The sequence below is a fragment of the Streptomyces sp. NPDC006743 genome, from assembly GCF_040703815.1.
GTDB lineage: Bacteria > Actinomycetota > Actinomycetes > Streptomycetales > Streptomycetaceae > Streptomyces.
In genome coordinates this window covers 18,586-40,462 of record NZ_JBEYJA010000031.1, presented here as the reverse complement: position 1 = coordinate 40,462, position 21,877 = coordinate 18,586, and the positions used below count along the sequence as shown (strand labels likewise).

Annotated in this window: 17 protein-coding genes and 1 pseudogene; 12 read left to right on the top strand and 6 right to left on the bottom strand. The window is 74.5% G+C overall.

Annotation, left to right across the window (positions count from 1 at the left end; genetic code table 11):
* Positions 1-133: 133 nt before the first annotated feature.
* The 4 genes from ABZ719_RS23785 (at position 134) to ABZ719_RS23770 (ending at position 6,704) form a co-directional block, all read left to right on the top strand.
* Positions 134-1,765, top strand: a complete 1,632-nt coding sequence (locus ABZ719_RS23785) for a dynamin family protein (RefSeq protein ID WP_366727199.1) — start codon at positions 134-136, stop codon at positions 1,763-1,765.
* Positions 1,766-1,768: 3 nt separating this feature from the next.
* Complete coding sequence (locus ABZ719_RS23780; protein WP_366727198.1) at positions 1,769-4,105, top strand: YfjP family GTPase; 2,337 nt, start codon at positions 1,769-1,771, stop codon at positions 4,103-4,105.
* Positions 4,106-4,449: 344 nt separating this feature from the next.
* On the top strand, positions 4,450-4,953 hold the full coding sequence (locus ABZ719_RS23775; RefSeq protein WP_366727197.1) for a single-stranded DNA-binding protein: 504 nt from the start codon (positions 4,450-4,452) through the stop codon (positions 4,951-4,953).
* A gap of 278 nt (positions 4,954-5,231) precedes the next feature.
* On the top strand, positions 5,232-6,704 hold the full coding sequence (locus tag ABZ719_RS23770) for a Cys-Gln thioester bond-forming surface protein (protein ID WP_366727234.1): 1,473 nt from the start codon (positions 5,232-5,234) through the stop codon (positions 6,702-6,704).
* 115 nt (positions 6,705-6,819) lie between these two features.
* On the opposite strand, the gene ABZ719_RS23765 is transcribed toward ABZ719_RS23770, so the two are convergent.
* Positions 6,820-7,104 carry a hypothetical protein gene (locus ABZ719_RS23765; RefSeq protein ID WP_366727196.1) on the bottom strand — a complete coding sequence of 95 codons (285 nt, stop codon included), beginning with the start codon at positions 7,102-7,104 and terminating at the stop codon, positions 6,820-6,822.
* Positions 7,105-7,327: 223 nt separating this feature from the next.
* Here ABZ719_RS23765 and ABZ719_RS23760 point away from each other — a divergent pair, with 223 nt between their 5' ends.
* The 4 genes and pseudogenes from ABZ719_RS23760 to ABZ719_RS23745 all read left to right on the top strand — a co-directional run.
* Positions 7,328-7,516 (top strand): hypothetical protein, encoded by a 189-nt coding sequence (locus tag ABZ719_RS23760; protein WP_366727195.1) that lies wholly within the window; start codon positions 7,328-7,330, stop codon positions 7,514-7,516.
* Positions 7,517-7,718: 202 nt separating this feature from the next.
* Positions 7,719-8,195, top strand: a complete 477-nt coding sequence (locus tag ABZ719_RS23755) for a DUF5959 family protein (protein WP_366727194.1) — start codon at positions 7,719-7,721, stop codon at positions 8,193-8,195.
* Between the two features lie 14 nt (positions 8,196-8,209).
* Entirely contained in the window at positions 8,210-8,482 is a 273-nt protein-coding gene (locus ABZ719_RS23750) for a hypothetical protein (protein ID WP_366727193.1), read from the top strand.
* Between the two features lie 83 nt (positions 8,483-8,565).
* Positions 8,566-8,736, top strand: a pseudogene (locus ABZ719_RS23745) (UTRA domain-containing protein); the annotation flags it as partial.
* On the opposite strand, the gene ABZ719_RS23740 reads toward ABZ719_RS23745, so the two are convergent.
* Positions 8,726-9,226: an HAD domain-containing protein gene (locus ABZ719_RS23740; protein ID WP_366727192.1), complete on the bottom strand. Its 501-nt coding sequence runs from the start codon at positions 9,224-9,226 to the stop codon at positions 8,726-8,728. The pseudogene ABZ719_RS23745 and the gene ABZ719_RS23740 sit on opposite strands and share 11 nt — an antisense overlap.
* A 241-nt stretch (positions 9,227-9,467) precedes the next feature.
* Between ABZ719_RS23740 and ettA the strand changes: the two genes are divergently transcribed.
* Genes ettA through ABZ719_RS23725 form a run of 3 tightly spaced genes read left to right on the top strand, consistent with a single transcriptional unit; the run spans position 9,468 to position 12,261 of the window.
* Positions 9,468-11,132, top strand: coding sequence for an energy-dependent translational throttle protein EttA (gene ettA / locus ABZ719_RS23735; protein WP_037859740.1), 1,665 nt, complete (start codon positions 9,468-9,470; stop codon positions 11,130-11,132).
* 8 nt (positions 11,133-11,140) lie between these two features.
* Positions 11,141-11,554 carry a thioesterase family protein gene (locus ABZ719_RS23730; RefSeq protein ID WP_037859742.1) on the top strand — a complete coding sequence of 138 codons (414 nt, stop codon included), beginning with the start codon at positions 11,141-11,143 and terminating at the stop codon, positions 11,552-11,554.
* Positions 11,551-12,261 (top strand): hypothetical protein, encoded by a 711-nt coding sequence (locus ABZ719_RS23725; protein WP_366727191.1) that lies wholly within the window; start codon positions 11,551-11,553, stop codon positions 12,259-12,261. The genes ABZ719_RS23730 and ABZ719_RS23725 overlap by 4 nt, the downstream gene beginning before the upstream one ends.
* A 132-nt stretch (positions 12,262-12,393) precedes the next feature.
* Here the strand turns inward: ABZ719_RS23725 and ABZ719_RS23720 are convergent, their stop codons facing one another.
* The 4 genes from ABZ719_RS23720 to ABZ719_RS23705 all read right to left on the bottom strand — a co-directional run bounded on the left by ABZ719_RS23720 (position 12,394) and on the right by ABZ719_RS23705 (position 20,711).
* Positions 12,394-13,353, bottom strand: coding sequence for an ABC transporter ATP-binding protein (locus ABZ719_RS23720; RefSeq protein WP_366727190.1), 960 nt, complete (start codon positions 13,351-13,353; stop codon positions 12,394-12,396).
* A gap of 301 nt (positions 13,354-13,654) precedes the next feature.
* Positions 13,655-16,390 (bottom strand): FtsX-like permease family protein, encoded by a 2,736-nt coding sequence (locus ABZ719_RS23715; protein WP_366727189.1) that lies wholly within the window; start codon positions 16,388-16,390, stop codon positions 13,655-13,657.
* Between the two features lies 1 nt (position 16,391).
* On the bottom strand, positions 16,392-19,676 hold the full coding sequence (locus ABZ719_RS23710; RefSeq protein WP_366727188.1) for an ABC transporter permease: 3,285 nt from the start codon (positions 19,674-19,676) through the stop codon (positions 16,392-16,394).
* A gap of 630 nt (positions 19,677-20,306) precedes the next feature.
* Positions 20,307-20,711 carry a globin gene (locus tag ABZ719_RS23705; protein WP_366727187.1) on the bottom strand — a complete coding sequence of 135 codons (405 nt, stop codon included), beginning with the start codon at positions 20,709-20,711 and terminating at the stop codon, positions 20,307-20,309.
* A 159-nt stretch (positions 20,712-20,870) separates the two neighbouring features.
* On the opposite strand from ABZ719_RS23705, the gene ABZ719_RS23700 reads away from it, so the two are divergent.
* Positions 20,871-21,869, top strand: coding sequence for a methyltransferase domain-containing protein (locus ABZ719_RS23700; protein WP_366727186.1), 999 nt, complete (start codon positions 20,871-20,873; stop codon positions 21,867-21,869).
* The last annotated feature ends 8 nt before the right edge of the window (positions 21,870-21,877 follow it).

Sequence of the window (21,877 nt, the reverse complement as noted above, 5' to 3'; positions counted from 1 at the left end):
ACCGGGTGTTGTGCACTCGTTATGCCTGGACCGCGCCCTCGTCCCACTCGTCCGTTCCATCCCTTGTGTTCCGTCGGCGCGCAGACATGCTCATATGCTTCAGAATTCCCCTAAAATTGGGCATTCTTCACATGTGGTGACCTTGGACGTACGGCCTCAGCTGCTCGAAGCACTCTCCGCCCTGCGCGACCGTGTCGCCGCCGCACGCTTCCCGCTGCCCCTCCCGGGCGCCCCCCGCGCGCGGTCCAACCGCGACGAACTGCTCGCCCAGCTCGACGACTACCTGGTGCCCCGGCTCAAGGAGCCCGACGCGCCGCTGCTGGCCGTCGTCGGAGGATCCACCGGGGCGGGCAAGTCCACACTCGTCAACTCCCTTGTCGGGAGACGGGTCAGCGAGGCGGGAGTCCTGCGGCCGACGACCAGGACCCCCGTACTGGTGTGTCATCCGGAGGACCACCACTGGTTCAGCGGCATGCGCGTCCTGCCCGACCTCGCGCGTGTGTGGGTGCCCCGCCGGGACCCCGGAGCCGGTCCGGTCGCCGACGAACTGCCGGAGCCGCCGGGACCCGAGGACGAACCCGCGCGCGTGCTGCGCGTCGAGACGGTGGAGACCGTGCCCCCCGGACTCGCCCTGCTCGACGCGCCGGACATCGACTCCCTGATCGCCGAGAACCGGGCCCTGGCCGCCGAGCTGATCTGCGCCGCCGACATCTGGGTCATGGTCACCACGGCCGCCCGCTACGCGGACGCCGTCCCCTGGCACCTGCTGCGCACCGCCAAGGAGTACGACGCCACCCTCGTGACCGTGCTGGACCGGGTGCCGCACCAGGTCGTCTCCGAGGTCTCCCGGCAGTACGGGGCCCTGCTCGCCAAGGCCGGGCTCGGTGACGTCCCCCGCTTCACGGTGCCCGAACTGCCCGAGTCGGCCTGGGGCGGCGGACTGCTGCCCGCCACCGCCGTGGCACCGCTGCGCACCTGGCTCGTCCACCAGGCACAGGACCCCGCGGCCCGCCAGTACGCGATGGCCCGCACCGCCCACGGCCTGCTCGACTCGCTCAAGTCCCGGATGCCGGAGCTGGCCGGCGCCGCCGCCGCACAGCACTCGGCCGCCCTGCGGCTCATCTCCGCCGTGGACAGCGCCTACGACGGCGAGTACGCCCGCCTGCGGGGCCGGCTGCAGGCGGGCGCCGTCCTCGCCGGGGACGCCCTCAAACGCTGGCGCGCCTACCCGCTGGACTGCACCGCGGGCGAACTGCTCGACGCGCTCGTGGAGAGCCTCGGCGCCCTGCTGCTGTGCGCGGTGACCGCCGCCGACGAGCGCATCGACGACGCCTGGCGGCGCGAACCGGCCGCGGCCGCACCGGGCCTGGCCGACCATCCCCCCGCCGCGGAGAGCGCGGAGCACCGCATCGGACTGGCCGTACGGCGCTGGCGGCGGGAGCTGGAGGAGTACGCCGAGGACGAGGTGCGCGAACTGGACCGCAGCGTCGCACCGGACCCCGAGGTCGTCGCTGCGCTGGCCGCCACCGGGCTGCTGGGGGGCCGCCGGGGGCGGGCCGCGGGGGAGGGGCTCGCCGAGCGGATCGGCGCGCACGGCGCCCTGCGGCTGCGCGACCGCGCCGGGCGGCTGCTCGCCGACTACCTGGACCGGGTGATGCACGCCGAACGGGAGCGCCGGCTGGCCCCGCTCGACGCCCTGGAGGTGCATCCCGAGCCGCAGGCCGAACTCATCGCCGCGCTGTCCGTACTGCTGAAGGAGAGGTGACCGGTGACCGCCGTCACTGACCAGGACCGAACGGAACACACCGAACGCGCCGCGCGTACGGAGCGCGCGGACCACACGGAGGGCACGGTCTCCGCCGACGGACACGGGACGCGGGACGCGGGGAGCCCGGCCCCCGGGCGCTTCCAGGGCTCCCGCGACAGAGCGGAGGGCTCGGACAGGGTGGACGGCAACGTCATGAGGGACGCGGGCGAGCGGAGGGGCGGCGGGGACGACAGGGACGGAAGAGGTCTCAGAGGCACCGGGGACGGCAGGGGCGGTGCGCCGGCGCCGGGCGCCGCTCTCGTCCGGCCCGCGGAAGGACACGGGCCCCGGGAGGCCGGCCCACACGGCGTCCGGTACCCGGACGGGCGAGGGGAGCGGTACACGGACGGACGGGAGGGCGCCCACGCGCACGGGTATCCGGAGCGGCGCGAGGGCGGGGCCGCGCACGGGTACGCGGAGCGGCACGAGGGCGGGCACTCGCCCGGGCACGCGGACGTGCGGGGGGACGGGCACCCGGCGGGCCACGCGGACCGGTACGCCGACCGGTCCGCGGAGCGACCCGACCGGCACGCGCGCGTGAAGGACGACGACGCACCGGGCCGCACCGGAACCGACGGGGCCTGGGACGACGGTCTCATCGCGCGCCGCGTCACCGAGACCGGCACGAGCGCCGCCGACCTCGTCCCCGTCGAGCCGCGTCCCGCCCGGTCGCTGCCCGTGCCCCCGCTCGCCTACGACGGACCGCTGAGGTCGCGCCTGGACGCGCTGCGCGAACTCGTCGGCCTGTCCCGCACCCGCTTGGACAACCGCACCCTCGCCGAAGCGGGACGGGTCCTCGACGAGGCGGCGGCGCGCCGCCGGCTGTCCGGACACCACACCGTCGTCGCCATCGCGGGCGCCACCGGCAGCGGCAAGTCGCAGCTGTTCAACGCCCTCGCGGGCGTGCCGATCTCGGAGACCGGCGTGCGCCGGCCGACCACCGCCGCACCCATCGCGTGCAGCTGGAGCGACGGCGCGGCCGGCCTCATCGACCGGCTCGGCATCCCCGGCCGGCTGCGCAGGCGCCCCGTCCAGGGCCCCGACGCCGACCCGCAGCTGCGCGGGCTCGTCCTGGTCGACCTGCCCGACCACGACTCGGCCGCCGTGCAGCACAGGGAGCACGTGGACCGCATCCTCGGGCTGGTCGACGCGGTCATCTGGGTGGTCGATCCGGAGAAGTACGCGGACGCCGTCCTGCACGAGCGCTACCTGCGTCCCCTGGCGGGCCACGCCGAGGTCATGTTCGTCGTCCTCAACCAGATCGACCGGCTGCCCGGCGAGGCCGCCGACCAGGTCCTCGACGACCTGCGGCGGCTGCTCGACGAGGACGGCATCGCCCTCGGGGAGTACGGCGAACCGGGCGCGACCGTCCTCGCGCTCTCCGCGCTCACCGGCGACGGCATCGGCGAACTGAGGGAATCACTCGGCCAGTTCGTGGCCGAACGGGGCGCCGCGGCCCGGCGCATCGCCGCCGACGTCGACGCGGCGGCGGTCCACCTGCGGCCCGTGTACGCCACCGGGCGGCGGGCCGGGCTCAGCGAGGAGGCGCGGGAGGAGTTCGCGGCCCGCCTCGCGGACGCGGTGGGCGCCATCGCGGCGGGCGAGGCGGCCGAACGCGCCTGGCTGCGCAACGCCGGCCGGGCGTGCGGCACGCCGTGGCTGCGGCTGTGGCGCTGGTACCAGGACCGGCGCGAACCCCCCACCGGGCGCCTGCCGGTGCGCGCGCAGCCGGACGAGGAGGCCACGGCGCGCCAGCGCGTCGAACAGGCCGTGCGCACGGTGGCCGAACGGGCCGCGGCCGGCCTCCCGGCGCCGTGGGCGCAGGCGGTCCGCGAGGCCGCGGTGCGCGGCGCCCAGGGACTGCCCGAGGCACTGGACGAACTGGCGGCGCGGGCCGGGCTGCCCCCGGGCCGTCCGCCGCGGCCGGGCTGGTGGCCGGCCGCCGTCCTGGCCCAGGCGTCGATGACGATCCTCCAGGTCGTCGGCGGCCTGTGGCTGGTCGGCCAGATCGCCGGCGTCCTGTCGCCGAACCTCGGTGTGCCGGTGCTGCTGATGATCGCCGGGATCGTCGGCGGGCCGCTCGTGGAGTGGAGCTGCCGCATCGCGGCCCGCGGCCCGGCCAGACGGTACGGGCAGGAGGCGGAGCGCCGGTTGCGGGAGGCGGCCGGGGGGTGCGGGCGGGCCCGGGTACTGGATCCGGTGGCGGCGGAACTGCTCCGCTACCGGGAGGTGCGCGAGCAGTACTCCCGGGTGACCGGGGCGGGAGTGGCCGCAGGAGTGGTGCCGGGGGCGCGGTGAGGCGGGGTGCCGTGCGCGGGGAGGCCGAGGGGCGGGGCCGAGAGGGGAGGCGGGCAGGTGAGGCAGGCCGGTGAGGCCGAGGTGAGGCCGGGACGGGCGGCGGGGGCTCGTGGGCGGGGAGGCGTGAGCCGCCGCCCGGACAGGGCCTTTCACCTGTTCGGGTGAGGGAGTTGTCCACAGGCGGGCGGTGGTCCACAGGTCTCTGCGGGCCCGTCCCGGCGGCGGCAGTCTGGTGCCGCGGCGATCGCGACGGACGCGGTCGGCGCGGCAGACGCAGCCGTACGGGACGGGCCCGTACGCGTGTCCGCCCGGCCCGGACGGGCCGGGCGAGGGAGGGGAAGACGATGAACGAGACGACGGTCTGCGTGGTCGGCAACGTGGCGACGCAGCCGGTGTACCGGGAGCCGGCGTCGGGCGCGTCGGCGCGCTTCCGGCTGGCGGTCACCTCGCGCTACTGGGACCGCGAGAAGAGCGCCTGGACCGACGGGCACACCAACTTCTTCACGGTCTGGGCCAACCGCCAGCTCGCCACCAACGCGATGGCGTCGCTGAACGTGGGCGACCCCGTCCTCGTCCAGGGCCGGCTGAAGGTGCGTACGGAGACCCGCGACGGCACCAGCCGCACATCGGCCGACATCGACGCCGTGGCGATCGGGCACGACCTGGCGCGGGGGACGGCGGCGTTCCGGCGGACGACGGGCAGGCCGGAGCCCGGCACGGCCGGCGCCCCGGCACCCCATGAACCGGCGCAGCCCGAACCGTCCTGGGAGACCCCGGGGCCGGCCCCGGCCGGACCACCGGCACAGCAGGCGGCCCGGCCGGAGCGCGCACCGGCCGCGGTGACGTGACGACGCGGGGGGCGGCCGACCCCGGAGCCCCGGGACCGGCCGCCCCGCGCCTTCCCGTCGCCTCGCGCGCCGACGGCCGTCGCCGCACCCGCCCGACAAAGCAGGTCGGGACGGATTTGTCGATACCGGCTGTTCACCGGGGCGGCGGGCGGCGATAACGATTCCGATTCGGATCAGCCACCTGACGACCTGACAGCAAGTGCCGCGGTGAGGGGTCCATAGGATGCCGAAGTAGCTCTCTGGGCTTGGAGATTCTGCTGGTGGGACCGCACCCCCACATGAACGGGTCCTGCTCGAAGGGGAATTCTGTGTGTGCTTCGTACTCCGCGCGGTCCGTGCGCGGGCGGCGGGCGGCCGGCCTCGCCGCCGTGGCCCTGACGTCCGGACTCGTCGCCGCCGGTGTCCTGGCTGCCGCCGGCCCGGCCGCCGCCGACGGGAGACCGCAGAGCCAGGGCGGGGCCAGCGCCACCATGAGCGGCCTGAAGACGTACGGCGCCGCGGTCCTGCACGACGAGGGCGGTGACCACCAGATCTCCGCGGGGCTGTTCGAAATGGCCGTGGACGGCGGCGGCATGCTGCAGACGTACTGCGTCGACATCCACAACCCCACGCAGAAGGACGCCAAGTACCAGGAGACGCCCTGGAGCGGCACCTCCCTCGGCGCGAACAAGAACGCCGGGAAGATCCGCTGGATCCTGAACCACTCCTACCCCCAGGTGAACGACCTGGCGGCACTCGCCGCGAAAGCAGGGGTCAAGAACCTCACCGAGCAGGACGCGGCGACGGGCACCCAGGTGGCGATCTGGCGCTACTCCGACGGCGCGCACGTGGACGCCGTCGACGCCCGGGCCGAGAAACTCGCGGACTACCTGCACAGCAGCGCGCGCGACCTGGCCGAGCCGAAGGCCTCGCTCAGCCTCGACCCGCCCGCCGTCTCCGGCCACCCCGGGCGGCGGCTGGGCCCGGTGACCGTCCGCACGGACGCGAGCAGCGTGACGGTGGTGCCCCCGGTGGACGCCGGCGGCGTGCGGATCGTCGGCAAGGACGGCAAGCCGGTCACCACGGCCAGGAACGGCAGCAGGCTCTACTTCGACGTGCCGCGGACTTCCGCCGCCGGAGCCGACGGCGCCTCCCCGGCACCGGGCGACGCCGCGGGCTCGGCGGAGCTGACCGTCCAGGCGTCCACCACCGTGCCGGTCGGCCGCGCCTTCACCTCCGACAGCCGCAGCCAGACGCAGATCCTGGCCGGTTCCAGCGAGTCGACGGTCTCCGCGACCGCCGTCGCCACCTGGGCCGACAAGGGCGCCATACCGGCCCTGTCGGCGCAGAAGGACTGCGCCGAGGGCGCCCTGGACATCAGGGTGACGAACAAGGGCGACCAGCCGTACACCTTCGAGCTGATGGGCACCGGCCACAGCGTCCCCGCGGGCAGGACCCGTACGATCGCGGTCCCGCTGCAGGAGGACCAGGCCTACGACTTCACGCTCACCGGCCCGGACGGCCGGGGACAGCGCTTCACCGGCGTCCTCGACTGCAAGACGCAGGGCGCCGCCATCGGCACGAAGACCCAGACGCTCGGCGAACCCGTCCCGGCCCCGGCCAAGGCGGGCGCGGTCCCCGACGGCACGAACCTCGCCGAGACCGGCGGCACCGACACGACCCCCCTGATCGCCGCCATCGGCCTCAGCCTCCTGGTCCTGGGCGCCACGGCCCTGAGCATCGTCCGCAAGAAGAAGACCACCGACCACTGACGAACCCGCCAGCACCGGCCTTCCCGGCCAGGCACCTTCCCGAGCCGGCAGAGAGCCCCGGGCGGGTCAGGCCCGCACCGGGGAACGGAGCCACGGGCTCCGTGGCCGACGTGCGTCAGACCTGGGGAGGTACCGATGTCCACCAGGCGGTGAGGCGGGCAGCCATACCGTCGACGTCATAGGGGTGGCTCAGGCCGAAGTGGTCCGTCAGCTCCTGGTACAGGAAATTCCGCAGTTCCGTCCGGTCGGCTCCACGCCTCAGACGATCAAGGAGCGGAGGGATGAGGCAGTCGTACTCGTCCTGGACAGGATCCTCGTCCAGTTCAAGATCGACCACACCGATCGGGTCCCACTCGTTGAGCAGGTCCCGTAGGCCGCCCTGTACCTCCGCTGCTGTCATGGCGCAACGATGTCATGTCGGCCGAGTGACCGGATACCGGAACTTTCCCGGTGCCCCGGGCCGGGTGGGGGTGCCCGTGGGCGGTCGGGGCGAGCGGCAGCGAGGGGCGCGGCGCCGTCGGAGGCGGGGAAGGCGCGACACGTTGCGGGTCAGCCACCGGGCCGTCGGGCCGTCGGCCACGTACGGAAGCACCGGCAGGGGCGGTGCCCGGAGCGGGAGGACAGTGAGCAGGAGACGCTACGTAGCGCGGGGTGCGCCGGGTGGATACCGGATCTGGGACAACCGAGGGCGTCGATGGTGGGGGGATCTCTACGAGCTGTGTCCCGACGATCTCCTTGCCGAGTTGAACGGCCCGGCGGACCAGGCACGGATCACTGCGCTGATGAAGCGCTACAGGGCACAGAAACGATAGGTGCCGGGACCGTCCGAGGTCGCGCAGCAGTGGCCCACAACGACCAACGACGACCATCCAGACGTCCGGAACCGCTGCCCCGACTCGACTGTAAAAACCCAGCTCACCCAGACCTCCGGCAAGGCCCAGGGCAAGAAGGCAGGTCTTGAGTCACCCATGGAGACCATGAGCGCAGCAGGCATCGTCAGTGGTGCTGTCTAGAGTGCGCAGCATCAGCGCTGGACCGATCACCCAAGGGTGGAACACGAAGGAGCCTGAGCGGTTCGCACTGCTGCGGATCACCGGTAGGCACGGCGGCAGGGTCGTGGTCGAGCTGAACGACTCCTACGCCCCGGGCATCCCGGACGTGAAGGGGCAGCTCTTGGTCAACAACGACTTCGTGGCCGGTGTCCTCGACACCTATGTGGATCCAAGGGACCTGGCCGGCTGGGCACACGTACTGGAGGAGGTCGCCGCGGGGCGCGACGCCGTGTGGCGTGAGGCGGCGCGAGTTGCCGAGATCGGCATCCGCCTGGATTGGCGGGAGGACGACCAGGATGGGATCACGGTCACCATCGCAGACCAGCAGACCACAAGGCTGGCCATCTCCCTCGAAGTGGACCGCGGTTGGATTGACGAGCAGCGTGACTTGCTCAAGAGGCTCGGCACCGTCTGGGCGCACCTGATCCCGACGGACTGAGGGGCACGTTCACCATGTCTGCCCGGCTGTTGAACACCCTTGCCGCTGCCATGGCTCAGTTGATCACCGCTGTCGAGATGACGAGCGATGAAGAGGTGGATCCCGCCCTCGCCACTGCCTGGTTCGACGACCTTGCTGGCACGTTGGGCGAGCTTCCGCCGGCGGACCGCCTACGTCTCGCGGGCCTCTTCAAGGCGGCGGCAGATCAGGAGACACGCCCGGATGTACGCGCTTTGATGATGGAGTTGCCCGAGCACTTCGGCTTGGAGGAAGAGGACGGCACCTAGCCCGCAAGGACGTGCCGCAGACGTGCCAGAGCACCGAGAACGGGACTCGGTAGAAGTTCTACGCCGTGCCAGGTGACCGAAGCCGGCAGGCCACCGCCGAGGAAGCCTCCCTGCTCGGCATCCAGAAAGCCGCGCTCGTCACGCACATCCGGCGGACGTACTACAGCGGCCAAGGACGGCCCGTCGAGACAGCGGACATCATCGTGCCCGCCGCACATTGCGAGATCGTCTACGAGATCCCGATCAACCGTTAGTCGGTTCCCTCACAGCGAGCCAGTCGCCGAGCGTCGAGAAGTCGGCGTCGACGAGTCCTTGTGCCGGGTCGACGCGATGTAGCAGCGAGGGCCCAGGATGCTGGGCGTCGACCCACAAGCGATCCATGGCGCTGATTTCGTCGTCGACCCAGAGGAACGGTCGACCGTCGGCCCACTCGATCAAGGGGCGAGTCTTCCAGTGCAGGCCGCGGGGTCCCTCGTCGGCGCCGGCATCCGGCCACTCCACCACGGGCAGTTTCGGTAGTCCCAGGCGCGGAGCGACGGCCTCGTTCGCGTCCTCCAGCCACGTCGTGGCCCGGACGAGCTGACAGCCCAGGGCGAGGAGGCGCGATCCCACGCCGGGGTCCAGTCGATCAAGCAGCGGGTTCCCCTGATCGACAGACGTCGATGAACCGTGCGACGCCCCGAACGGGATGAGTGGACCGTCGACGTCGAGGAAGAGGATGGGACGGTCCGCTGCGCTGGTCACAGCGGCACGATAGCCCGGCACGGTGTTGGCGGGGACTCTGCTCTCTGAGCCGTCCCTGGACCGTGCGAGGGGGCCCGAGGCCACCCGACGGCGACCGACAGTGACAGGCTCCCCTCGGTCGCCACCGACGAAACCCCAGCTCAGAGCCCCGCCGCCCTACTGGTTTCCATCCAGGGGTGGCGGTCAGGCAAGATGGGGTGTATCTGCCCACTGCCAGATTCAAGCTGCCGGACGGTTTCTCTTGGCTGAGTTCATTTACACCATGCGCAAGGCGCGCAAGGCGCACGGCGACAAGGTGATCCTCGACGACGTCACCCTGAATTTCCTTCCGGGTGCCAAGATCGGCGTCGTCGGCCCGAACGGTGCCGGTAAGTCGACCGTGCTGAAGATCATGGCGGGGCTCGAGCAGCCCTCCAACGGTGACGCGTTCCTGTCGCCCGGTTACAGCGTCGGCATCCTGCTCCAGGAGCCCCCGCTGAACGAGGAGAAGACGGTCTTGGAGAACGTCCAGGAGGGCGTCGCCGAGGTCAAGGGCAAGCTCGACCGGTTCAACGAGATCGCCGAGCAGATGGCGACCGACTACTCGGACGCGCTGCTCGAGGAGATGGGCAAGCTCCAGGAGGAGCTGGACCACGCCAACGCCTGGGACCTCGACGCCCAGCTGGAGCAGGCCATGGACGCCCTGGGCTGCCCGCCCGGCGACTGGCCCGTGGTCAACCTCTCCGGTGGCGAGAAGCGCCGCGTGGCGCTGTGCAAGCTGCTGCTGGAGGCCCCCGACCTGCTGCTGCTCGACGAGCCCACCAACCACCTCGACGCCGAATCGGTGAACTGGCTGGAGCAGCACCTCGCCAAGTACGAGGGCACCGTCGTCGCCGTCACCCACGACCGGTACTTCCTCGACAACGTCGCCGGATGGATCTGCGAGGTCGACCGCGGCCGCCTGCACGGCTACGAGGGCAACTACTCCAAGTACCTGGAGACCAAGGCCGCCCGCCTCAAGGTCGAGGGCCAGAAGGACGCCAAGCGGCAGAAGCGGCTCAAGGAAGAGCTGGAGTGGGTGCGGTCGAACGCCAAGGGGCGGCAGGCCAAGTCCAAGGCGCGTCTGGCGCGCTACGAGGAGATGGCCGCCGAGGCGGACAAGATGCGCAAGCTGGACTTCGAGGAGATCCAGATCCCGCCGGGCCCCCGCCTGGGCAACGTGGTCGTCGAGGTGAACGACCTGCACAAGGGCTTCGGCGACAAGGTCCTCGTCGACGGCCTGTCCTTCACCCTCCCGCGCAACGGCATCGTGGGTGTCATCGGCCCGAACGGCGCCGGCAAGACCACCCTGTTCAAGATGATCCAGGGCCTGGAGACGCCGGACACCGGCGACATCAAGGTCGGCGAGACCGTCAAGATCTCCTACGTCGACCAGACCCGCGCCAACATCGACCCGAAGAAGACGCTGTGGGAGGTCGTGTCCGACGGGCTCGACTACATCAACGTCGGCCAGGTGGAGATGCCGTCGCGGGCGTACGTCTCCGCGTTCGGCTTCAAGGGCCCGGACCAGCAGAAGCCGGCCGGCGTCCTCTCCGGCGGCGAGCGCAACCGCCTCAACCTCGCGCTCACCCTCAAGCAGGGCGGCAACCTGCTGCTCCTCGACGAGCCCACCAACGACCTCGACGTCGAGACCCTCTCCAGCCTGGAGAACGCGCTGCTCGAGTTCCCCGGCTGCGCCGTCGTCGTCTCCCACGACCGGTGGTTCCTCGACCGCGTGGCGACGCACATCCTCGCCTACGAGGGTGACTCCAAGTGGTTCTGGTTCGAGGGCAACTTCGAGTCGTACGAGAAGAACAAGATCGAGCGGCTCGGCCCGGACGCCGCCCGCCCGCACCGGGCCACCTACAAGAAGCTGACCCGGGGCTGAGCCGGCAGATGCGCCACACATACCGCTGCCCCCTGCGCTGGGCGGACATGGACGCGTACGGCCACGTCAACAACGTGGTCTTCCTCCGCTACCTGGAGGAGGCCCGTATCGACTTCCTGTTCCGCCCGGACAAGCAGTTCAAGCAGGGGTCGGTGGTGGCGCGCCACGAGATCGACTACAAGCGGCAGCTCGTCCACCGGCACGAGCCGGTGGACATCGAGCTGTGGGTCACCGAGATCAGGGCCGCCTCCTTCACCCTCGGCTACGAGGTGAAGGACGGCGACCAGGTCTACGTCCGGGCCTCCACGGTGATCGTGCCGTTCGACTTCGAGGCGCAGCGGCCCCGCAGGCTCACCGAGGAGGAACGCGAGTTCCTGCGCGAGTACCGGGACACGGACGAGGAGGAGGCCGTCGCCGCATGACGGTGCTCCACCTCGCCGACGAGACGGAGGCGGCCGACCTCGCCGCCTTCCTCTCCCGGCTGCTCCACTACGACCGCGCCGCCGCCGTCCGCCTCCAGGCGGCCGGGACGGCCCTGGCGGTGTTCGGGCGGCCGGCCTCCTTCGAGGTGTTGGCGGTACGCGCGGCCGCTCTGGCCAAGCCCTACGAGGACGGGCTCGACGTCACCCTCGACGTGACCGTCTCCGCGGGGGAACTCCTGGAGTCCCTCGACGAGAAGGCGGCCACGGCCGCCGTCCCGGCCGCGGTGACCGGGCCGCCGTGGGCGGGCGTGCTGCCCCCGCGCGGCGGCTGGCGGCCGGAGCGGGGGCTTCCCCCGGCCGACTCCCTGCGCGCCCTGGTCTCCGGGGCCGTCGCCGAGTTCCGCGCCCGTACGGGAGAACTGGCGCCCGAGGCGCGTACCCGCGGTGAACTCGACCGGATCGGGCGGGACATCTGGTCCCGGACGGTCGCGGACACCGGGCTGCCCGTGCGGGCCGTGCACGCGGCGCAGTCCCTCGGTTTCCTGCGACCCGCCGCGCCCACCGGCCCCCTCGGCGGCCCGCCCGCCGCTCCGGACGGTGGCCTCGCGCTGTTCTCCTCGGGCGCCTGGCTCCGGCTGCGTACCCCCTACGGGTCGATAGCCGTACGGCGGGCCGGCCTCGGCACACTGGGCGTCAGCGTCCGCTGAGCCGGCGCCGCCCGGTCCCGGCAGCCGGCAAGTCCTGTCCTGCCCAGCCCGCCGGGCGGCCCCGCCCTGCCAGGCGGCAGCACTGCCGCCCCGCCGGTTCCGCCCCCGCCGATTCCGCTCCGCCCCGCCGGTTCAGTCCCGTTCGCTGTCGTCCGGCCACACCGCGATGTGGTCCGGTTCCAGTTCCAGGGCCACGCGGTCGCGCATCCCGAGGGCCTGGGTGTAGTCGGCCGGCAGCTGGAGGCGTCCGGCGCGGTCCAGCATGGCGTACTCGCGGCTGACCAGCCGCTCGTCGCCCGTCGCCTCGTCCACCTCGCTGCGGCGCAGCACCTCCGTGGAGGTGCGGCCGTCGCGGATGGCGACCGTGCGGCGGACCTCGGTGGCCACCGCCTGGTCGTGGGTGACGATGACGATGGTGGTGCCCAGGCGTTCGTTGGCGGTGCGGAAGGCGGCGAAGACCTGCTCGCCGGTGTGGGAGTCGAGTTCACCGGTGGGTTCGTCGGCGAGCAGCACGGCGGGGTTGTTGGCGAGGGCCACCGCGATGGCGACGCGCTGCTGCTGGCCGCCGGACATCTGGTGCGGGCGCCGGTCGCGGCACTCGCCGACCTCCAGCATCTCCAGCAGTTCCAGCGCGCGTTCGGCCTTGGCGCGGCGGCCGCGGCCGCGCGAGCCGGACAGCTGCATGGGCAGCGCCACGTTCTGCGCGGCGGTCAGATAGGGCAGCAGGTTGCGGGAGGTCTGCTGCCAGACGAAACCGACGACCTCGCGGCGGTAGCGCAGCCGGTCCTTCGCGGTCATGGCGAGCAGGTCGTGGTCCCCGACCCGGGCCGCGCCCGCCGTGGGCGTGTCCAGGCCGGCGAGGATGTTCATGAGGGTGGACTTGCCGCTGCCGGACGCGCCGACCAGCGCCATCAGCTCCCCCTGGCGGACCAGCAGGTCGAGTCCCTGAAGGGCCTGCACCTCCACGCCGTCGGTGGAGAAGATGCGCACCAGCCGGTCGCAGGTGATCAGGGCGTCGTGGCCGTAGGCCGGGCGGGTGCGGTCCTCGGTGGCGCGCCGGGCCAGGTCGGCAAGGGTGGGATTCGTCGTCATCGGAAGACTCCTGCACGGCGGCTGAGACGGCTACGGCGGATGAGACGGCTACGGCGGCTACGGCGGTCACGAGGGTCTCGTCGGTCTCGTCCACGGCGGTCGCCGGTGCCGTGCCCGCAGCTACGGCCGGGGCAGTCGCCGGTGCCGCCGCCACTGGTCCGGCCACGGCGACGGCGGTTCCCGAGGCCGCGACCGCTGTCACGGTCCGGGCCGTGGCGGTTGCCGCCGCTGCCGCCGTCGTCGCCGCGACGGCCGGGGCGGCGACCGGGACCGCCTGCGCGGCTGGGCGGCGGGTGCGGGCTCATCGCGCGTCCCCCGCCCGCAGCTCCCGTACGGAGCCCCTGCGGCCGGTCCACCACGCCTGTGCGACGGCGACGGCGACCGCCAGCACCAGGACCCCCGCCGCCGGCAGGGCCAGCGACAGCGGATCGGTGCGCAGCACGTTCCCGCCGGCCGAGGCGGCGCCGGCGGGCAGCGCGATGGTCGTCAGGTCGATCCCGGGCGACAGCAGGCGGATGGTCGCCCAGCCCGTCAGCGCGCCGCCCGCCGCGGCGAGCACCGCCTGCGGGAGGGACTCCAGGACGAGGAGGCGGCGGCCCTGGGCGCGGGTGAGGCCCATGGTGCGCAGCCGGGCGAGCATCGCGGTGCGCTCGGGCGCGGCCCGCAGCAGGGCCAGCAGCAGGGCGAGCACCGCGTAGCCGGCGCCGGCCGCCACCGCCGCCGTGTAGATGTGCTCGGCGCCGGACTGGAGGGGCGAGTCGACGTACCGGGCCCGTTCGGCGGAGCGCAGCTGCACGCCCACGGCCGTTCCCGCCGCCCGCCGCAGCGCGTCCGCGTCCAGGTGGTCGCCGGTCAGCAGCAGCGTGCTCGTGCGGGCGGCCTGGCGGCTCAGCCCGGCCCGGTCCACGACCAGGAAGCGGGTGCCGATCACGGCCGGTGTCCGGTCCCGGACGACGGCGATCCGGACGGTGACCGTGGTCCCGTCGTCCAGCCGGACCGGGAAGGGCCGGGTGCCGTAGGTCTGGGCGGCCGACGGGGAGGCCAGCGCGGGCAGCGGCGCCTTCGGGCCGCCGGCCGGCCGCCGCAGTTCCTCCGGGGAGAACGCGCCGAGTCCGGTGCGGCGGGCCAGGGCCGCGTAGTCGGCGGGGGCCACGGCCGCCAGGGTGGTCTGCGTCAGGTTGTCGCCCGCCTTGGCCTCGTAGTTGACGCCCGCCTCGGTCACCGCGCGCACGCCGGGCACCTTGCGCACCCGGTCGGCCAGCGTGGCCGGCAGCACCCCGGTGCCCTCGACGCGGCCGTCGGCGCCGACGGCGATGAGCGCGGCGTGGTCGCGGGCGTCGGCCACCCCCGCCAGGACGGAGCCGCCGAACGCGGCGGTGGTCAGCGCGGTCAGCAGGGCGAGCAGCGGCAGCACCGCGGACACGGACGTACGGCCCGCGCGGGCCAGGGAGAGGTGACCGACCGCCCCCCGCAGCCGCCCGGCCGGGCCCATCAGCCAGCGCAGCGGCAGCGGGTACAGCCGGACCAGGACGAGGGCCGCGATCACCCCGACCAGCACCGGCGCCAGCGAGACCAGCTGGTTCCCGGAGGCGTCCGAGGCGCCGGAGACCCCGCGCCGGCGCAGGGCCTCCACCGCCGCGGCGGCGATCACCAGCAGCGTCAGCTCGGCGACCGTACGGCGCCGGGAGGGGCGTACGGAGACCGTGTCCTCGCGCGGGCCGTGCAGGCGCACCACCCGGTGCGCCGCCGCCGCGCGCAACGGGAGTGCGAGGCAGGCGACGGCCGTGACGGCGACGGCCGCGAGGAGCGCCGGGAGGCGGCGGCCCTCGGGGACGGCGAGGAGCGCCGCGCCCAGTCCGAGGGCCCCGGCGGGCAGGGCGACCACCGCGGTCTCGGCCAGCAGCCGTCCGGTCAGGCCGCGCAGCGAGCCGCCGCGGGCGCGCAGCAGGGTGAGTTCGGCGCGGCGCCGGTCGGCGGCCAGGCCGCCCGCCATCATCAGGACCACCGCGGCGACGGTCGCGCTGCCGAACGCGGCGACCGCGACCAGCGGGCCGATGCCCGCGGTCAGGCGGTCGTAGGAGGTGAGGACGTCGTCGAGGTCGGTGCTCGCCTGCGCGACCGGGGCGGTGGCCGCGCGCATCTGCCCGAGACCCGGACCGGCCTCCAGGGTGGCGACCGCCGACTTCAGCCGGCCGAGGTCGTGGGCGTGCAGGGCGCCGCCGTCGGGGGCGATCTGCCAGTAGCGGACCGGTTTGCCGTTGGTGGCCAGCAGGGCCGGGGCCGCCTGCGGCGGAAGCAGCACGGCGCCGAGCCAGTAGTACAACGGGTCGCTGCTGCCGGGCACCCGCATCAGGGCGGGGGAGCGCAGCAGCGACTCGGTCGCCCAGTAGGCGCCGTCGGGGGCGCGGGGCGTGACGATGCCGGTGACGCGGACGGCGAGCGGGGCGCGGGAGACGGCGGGCAGGTGGAGGACCGAACCCGGCTCGATGTGCAGGCTGCGGGCCGTCTCGGCGGTGACCGCGGCCTCCACCTCGGCACTCTCGGCGGTGACCGGGCCGTTCGCGCGGGGCAGCCGGCCGGCGCGCAGGGAGGAGTGCGCGGCGAGTCCGTCCTGCGCGACGAGGCGGATCTGGGCGGGGATGCCGTTGGGCCGTGGGATCCACGCGTCCGGCACTTCCAGGTCGGCGGTGTTCTGCACGCCGTAGGACGACTGGTCGCGGTCGACGGTGAGCGGCCCGGGGACGGCGTCGACGAGTTTGTCGAACTGGCGGCCGAGGGCCTGCGGCAGCAGCGCCCGTTCCCGCTCGGCGGCCGGGAACTGGAGGCCGGGTTGCGGGGCGCTCACCGTCAGCGTGGTGCGTTTCGGCGTCGCCTGCTCGACGGCCCGGCCCAGGCCCGCGTCCTCGTAGTGGTCCAGGGCGCGCGGGAAGGCGGCGGCCAGGCACGCGGTCAGCGCGACCAGCAGGGCGAGGGCGGCGGCGGCGCCCGGCGCGGTGCGCAGCCGTACCCGGACCCAGGCGGGAGCGACGGTGTTCACCTCACTCACCTCCGCGGTCTCGAAGGGACACCGCCGGGTCGGCCCGGCGCAGGGTCAGCACCGCCGTGACGACGAGCGGTGCGGCGGCGACGGCGGCCAGCAGCAGCGCCACCTGGCCCACCGGCAGTTCGACCAGCACCGCCGGTACCGGTTTCGTGGCCTGCCCGGTCAGCACGATCAGCGGGATCACGGCCCGGGTCAGCACCGCGCCCAGCGCCACGCCGACCACCAGGCCCAGGGCCACCAGCACGCCCTGTTCGGCGGCGAGCATCCGGGCGAGCTGGCGGCGCGGGGCGCCCAGCGCGCGCAGCACGGCGAACTCGGCGTCCCTCTCGCGCAGCGCTCCGGCCGCGCTGACCGCGAAGCCGAGCGCGGCCAGCGCCGCCGCCACGGCCGCGGCCGCGGTGAACGCGGCGGCCGGTCCGGCGCCGAACGGGTCGTCGCGCAGTCCGTCGGCGATCTCCTCGCGCACCACCACACGCGCCGGGTCGACGTCGGGCAGGGAGCGCAGGCCGGCGGCGACGGCGCTCGCGTACCGGGGGGCGGTGCGCAGCCACCACTCGGTGGGCTCGGCGTTCTCCCCGTAGCGGGTCTGGAGCATCCGGTTGACCGCCCGCAGGTCGACGAGGAGGCCGCCGCCGTCGTGCGCCGCGTCCGGCGCGGAGCTCTGCGCCGCCCCGGCGGTGGTCGGCAGCTCCCGCACCGCGCGCACGATCCGCACCGGGAGGTTGCGGCCGGCGAACGTCACGTCCATGCGCTGGCCCGCGTGGGCCCCGGCGGCGGTCAGGAAGCGGTCGGTGGCCACGGCCGCGATCTCCTCCTGCGCGGGCTGGGTGACCTGGAGCCGTACGGTGACGGCCGAGCCCAACGACCACATGTCCTCGTGCGGCACGTAGCCGGTGCCGTAGGTGACCGCCAGCGGCCGGCCGGCGGCCACCTCGGCGGCGCCCGGGGTGTTCCTGCCGTCGGGGAGGGGGTCCGAGCCGCCGGAGGACACCGCGGTCCAGGCGGTGGGCAGCGTCAGCCTCGTCACCGTCCCGCCGCTGCCGACAGCCTCCGCGGCCCCGACGGTCAGGCGGTGCCGCGCGGCCCGGTCGACGGGCTGGGGCACGCTCAGATCGAGACCGGTGAGCGTCAGGGGCCCCGCCGCGGGGGGCAGGTCCACGTCGAGGGGGCGGGCGCGGCCGTCGGCGGGCAGCGAGGGCAGCGCCTTGCGGTACGGGACGCCGTAGCGGTCCTCCAGGGTGACCGCCAGGTCCACCCTGGCGGCCGGGTGCTCGGCCGGGGAACTGCGCACGGCCGTCGTCAGCCGCAGCCGCGCCGTGCCCGCGGGCAGCTTCAGCCCCGCCGTCGCCCCGTGCGGGGCGAGTCCCTTCAGCAGCGCACCCACCGGCCGGGACGACAGGTCGTCGCGCATCAGCACGGTGCCCGCCGCGCCGGCGGTGTCCAGGGCGAGCACGGTCCCGGTCCGGTCGGCGGACATCGGCAGCGAGGCGCGCACGGCGGGGGCCGCGGAGTCGACGTGCGGGACGGACGCGTACTGCTCGCTGCGGCCCAGGCCCCCCTCCCCGGCGTCCAGGACCCGCACCGGCGCGCCGGCGAGGAAGTCGGCCTGGTCGTCCTGCGAACGGTTCCAGGAGGCGCCCTGCCCGATCGCCAGCATGCCCAGCGCGATGGCCAGCACCAGCAGCAGCACCGGACCGGCACCGCGCGCCGGACGGCGGCTGAACTGCCAGCCCGCCAGCGCCGCGGGCAGCCCGCGGCCGCCGGCCGCCCGGCGCTCGGCGAGACGGGCCACCGGCGGCAGCAGCCGCAGCGTCAGCACGGTCCCGGCCAGCAGGGCGAGCGCGGGCGCGGTGACGAGCAGCGGGTCGATGCCGAGGGCGCCCGTGGCGCTGTCGCCGACCGCGCCGGAGGACTGCCGGTTCAGCTGCCAGTACGCCACCGCGGCCACCGCCAGCAGACCCACGTCCGCGCCGGCCCGCAGCGGCGCGGGCAGCGCGCGGGCCCGCCGGTCGGGCGCGAGGGACGACGTCAGGGCGGGCAGCGTCACCGCCAGTGCACAGCCCAGCGCCACCCCGGCCGCCACCAGCCACACCGCGGGCCCGCCCGTCACCGGGACGTCCGGGTGCAGCCCGATCCGGGCCAGGGCGCCGCGCCCGGCCAGCAGCCGGGTCAGCGGACCGGCCAGCAGGGGCGCGCACACCACGGCCGGCACGGCGAGCAGCAGCGCCTCCGTGGCGGCCAGGCCCGCCAGCCGGGCCCGGGAGCCGCCGCGGGCCCGCAGCAGCCGGGTCTCACCGGCGCGCTCGCTGCTCAGCAGCCGGGCCACCAGCAGCAGCGCGTACCCGGCCAGCAGCGCCAGCTGGAGCGCCGCGATCAGCAGCGTCGAGCGGGCGACCAGCAGGGAGCGGTCGATCCGGTCCAGGACGTCGGGCAGCGAGGTGGTGACGGTCGGCTCGCCGCCGGTCGCGCTCGTCCTCTTCAGGGCGGCCGCGCCCGAGCGGACGGCGTCGCGCAGCGCGCCGGTCCGGCCGGTGGTCAGCGTGGAGAAGTCCGCCGAGGCCTGCCACGCGGTCTGCCCCGCGCTCACCCGGCCCCCGGCGAGGACACCGGCGTCGGCGAGGAGCGGGCCGTACGTCGTGAAGTCGACCTTGCGGGCGCCGCGTCCGCCGAGGTCGTCCAGCTGCCAGTACGGCGCGTCGGCCGAGGCGGGCCGGTACAGGCCGGTGATCCGTACGCGGGCCTTGTGGTCGGCGAGCCGGTCGTCGAGGGTCAGCCGGGCGCCGGGCTTCAGTCCCAGGCGCCGCGCCGCCGCCTGCGGCAGGGCGGCCTCCAGCTCGCCGCCGGCCGTGGCACGCGGCAGGCGCCCGGAGACGAGCCGCACCTGGGCGGCGTCGAGGGCGGCGAAGTAGGTCAGGTCCGGGTCGCCGGAGCGGGCGGCGGGCGGCTGGAGCGAACGGGGGAGGGCGTAGGGGCCGGAGCGGGCCAGGGACCGCACGGTCACCGGCAGTCCGTCGAAGGCGCCGCGGGCCCGCTCGCGTACGGCCGCGTCGGCGGCGGCGCGGGACTGCGGCGGCACGTCGGCCTTGACGACCAGGGTGGCGGCGGCCGCGTTGCGCGGGTCCCGCAGCGAGTGGCGCAGCGAGGCGTCCCCGATCGCGCCGGAGTAGGCGGTGAGCGTCGCCAGCACTGCCGTGGTCAGCAGGACCGAGAGCACGGCGGCGGCCAGGAGCAGCCGGTGCGCGCGAGCCCGCGACAGGACGAATCCCGTGAATCCCCCCACCCGGCTCCCCCAGAAGTTGTCCAGACCTGCGGGTGATGCTGTCAGAGGAGAGCGGAGTCGGGTAAGCGCTTGTGGACCTAGCTTGATCGGATTGTGACCGGAATACGGCGATGACCGACCGGAATGCGGGACTCCGAGCGGTCGGTCGGTCCGGCAGCGGCGGGCGCACCGGACGGAAGGGACGAGCCGGGCGGCGTGATCGGGCCTGCCGGGCCGGCTGGTCCCGCTGCGGACGGTCCCGGGCGGACGGCCCGGCCGTGGGCCGGGTGGTCACGGGGTGGGCGGTCCGGGGGCGGACGGCTTCGGGCCGGGTGGCCATGGGCGGGGCGGTCCACGGGTCCGGCGGGGGAGCGGGGGCGGGGGCGGGGCGCGCGGGCCGTACGGCAGGTGGGGCGGGGACGGGTCGTACGGCCGGGATCTTCCCGCGAGCCGGGCGCCCCGTGAGCGGGGCGCGCCGCAGGCCCCGGCGGCAGGTGCGCGGGACGACGTCGTCCCTGCGGCAGGCGCGTGGGACCGTGCGCCGGCCTCTGCGGGAGGGGAGCGGGCCGGCTGGAGTCCTCCCGGGGAGAGGAGCGGGTCGGCCGGCCGGCGGATCGTGCGGGGAGGGGTGCCGGCCGGGGTCGTGTCCGCTCAGCCGGGGGTGTTGACCATGGAGGCCGCCGCGTACGTCAGGTAGTTCCACAGCGTCCGCTCGTGCTCCTCGGACAGGCCCAGCTCGTCCACGGCGACGCGCATGTGCCGCAGCCACGCGTCGTGCGCCGCGCGGTCCACCGTGAAGGGCGCGTGCCGCATCCGCAGGCGCGGGTGGCCGCGCCGGTCGCTGTACGTCGTCGGACCGCCCCAGTACTGCATCAGGAACAGCCGCAGCCGCTCCTCGGCGGGACCGAGGTCCTCCTCCGGGTACATCGCCCGCAGCTCGGGATCGTCCGCGACCCCCTCGTAGAAACGGTGGACGAGCCGGCGGAAGGTCTCCTCCCCACCGACCTGCTCGTAGAAGGTCTGCTCCTGAAGCGTGCCGCGCCGAATCTCATTCACCCGTTCATCGTCTCAGACGGCCGGACGGAGGACCGGGGACTTAGGACCGGGCTACGGGCCAGGAGCCGAGGACGGGGATCAGGGGCCGGGGGCTGCGAGGCGTCCGCCGGCCCGTCGCGGACGCTCGCCCCGCGGCGGATCGGGCCGCACAGTGGACCCATGGGCGCGCACGCCGTCGACACCGACGACAGGGACTGGGCCGGCCTCGCCGCCGCGGCGCGGGCCGCGCTGGTGCGGGAGATCGAGGAGAGCGGGGCCTGGGCCCGGGACCCCGTGTGGCGGGAGGCGTTCGAAGAGGTGCCGCGGCACCTCTTCGTGCCGTACTACTACGTCACCGGCCCCCGCGGCTACGAACGGCTGTGGGGCGAGAGTCCGGACGCCGCGGCGCGGGAGCGGTGGCTGCGGGGCGCCTACGCCGACGCACCGCTGGCCACGCGGCTGCGGGACGGGGAACTGGTCTCCTCCAGCAGCCAGCCCTCGCTGATGGCGCAGATGCTGGCCGAACTGCGGGTGAGCGACGGCGACCGGGTCCTGGAGATCGGCGCCGGCACCGGCTACAACGCGGCCCTGCTCGCCCACCGGCTCGGGGACGACGGCCTCGTCACCACCGTCGACCTGGAACCGGAGATCACCGAGTCGGCGCGGCGCCACCTGGCCGCCGCCGGCCACCACCCGGTCGTGGTCACCGGCGACGGGGCCCGCGGGGTCCCCGAACGCGCCCCCTTCGACCGGGTCATCGCCACCTGCGCGCTGCCCGCCGTCCCGCCCGCCTGGCTCGCCCAGTGCGTCCCCGGCGCCCGGATCCTGCTCCCGATCGCCACCGGCCTGGCCGCGCTGACCGTGCGCGACGCCACGCACGCCGAAGGGCCGTTCCTCGACACGCCCGCCTACTTCGTACCGTTGCGCGGCGGCGGGGGCGGAGCGGACGCACCGCTCCCACCGCTGGAGGGCGTGCCCGCCCGGGTGCGCGAGGAGGAGCTGTTCCGTTTCCTGCTGGCCCTGGTGCGCGGGAGCACCGGTGTCCGCGAGGCGTACGAGCTGTGGGAGCGCGCCGGCCGGCCGCCGCGGGAGCGCTACGGGATCACCGTGAGCGGCGCGCGGGCCTGGGCGTGGCTGGATCACCCGCAGGGGCCGCACACCTGGCCCCTGCCGGGCTGATCCGTACG

Excerpts from the sequence above, each read along its gene's own strand:
- ABZ719_RS23775 (WP_366727197.1), top strand. The coding sequence starts at position 4,450 with ATGAACGAGACGACGGTCTGCGTGGTCGGCAACGTGGCGACGCAGCCG.
- ABZ719_RS23770 (WP_366727234.1), top strand. The coding sequence starts at position 5,232 with ATGAACGGGTCCTGCTCGAAGGGGAATTCTGTGTGTGCTTCGTACTCC.
- ABZ719_RS23765 (WP_366727196.1), bottom strand. The coding sequence starts at position 7,104 with ATGACAGCAGCGGAGGTACAGGGCGGCCTACGGGACCTGCTCAACGAG.
- ABZ719_RS23750 (WP_366727193.1), top strand. The coding sequence starts at position 8,210 with ATGTCTGCCCGGCTGTTGAACACCCTTGCCGCTGCCATGGCTCAGTTG.
- ABZ719_RS23730 (WP_037859742.1), top strand. The coding sequence starts at position 11,141 with ATGCGCCACACATACCGCTGCCCCCTGCGCTGGGCGGACATGGACGCG.
- ABZ719_RS23725 (WP_366727191.1), top strand. The coding sequence starts at position 11,551 with ATGACGGTGCTCCACCTCGCCGACGAGACGGAGGCGGCCGACCTCGCC.
- ABZ719_RS23720 (WP_366727190.1), bottom strand. The coding sequence starts at position 13,353 with ATGACGACGAATCCCACCCTTGCCGACCTGGCCCGGCGCGCCACCGAG.
- ABZ719_RS23700 (WP_366727186.1), top strand. The coding sequence starts at position 20,871 with ATGGGCGCGCACGCCGTCGACACCGACGACAGGGACTGGGCCGGCCTC.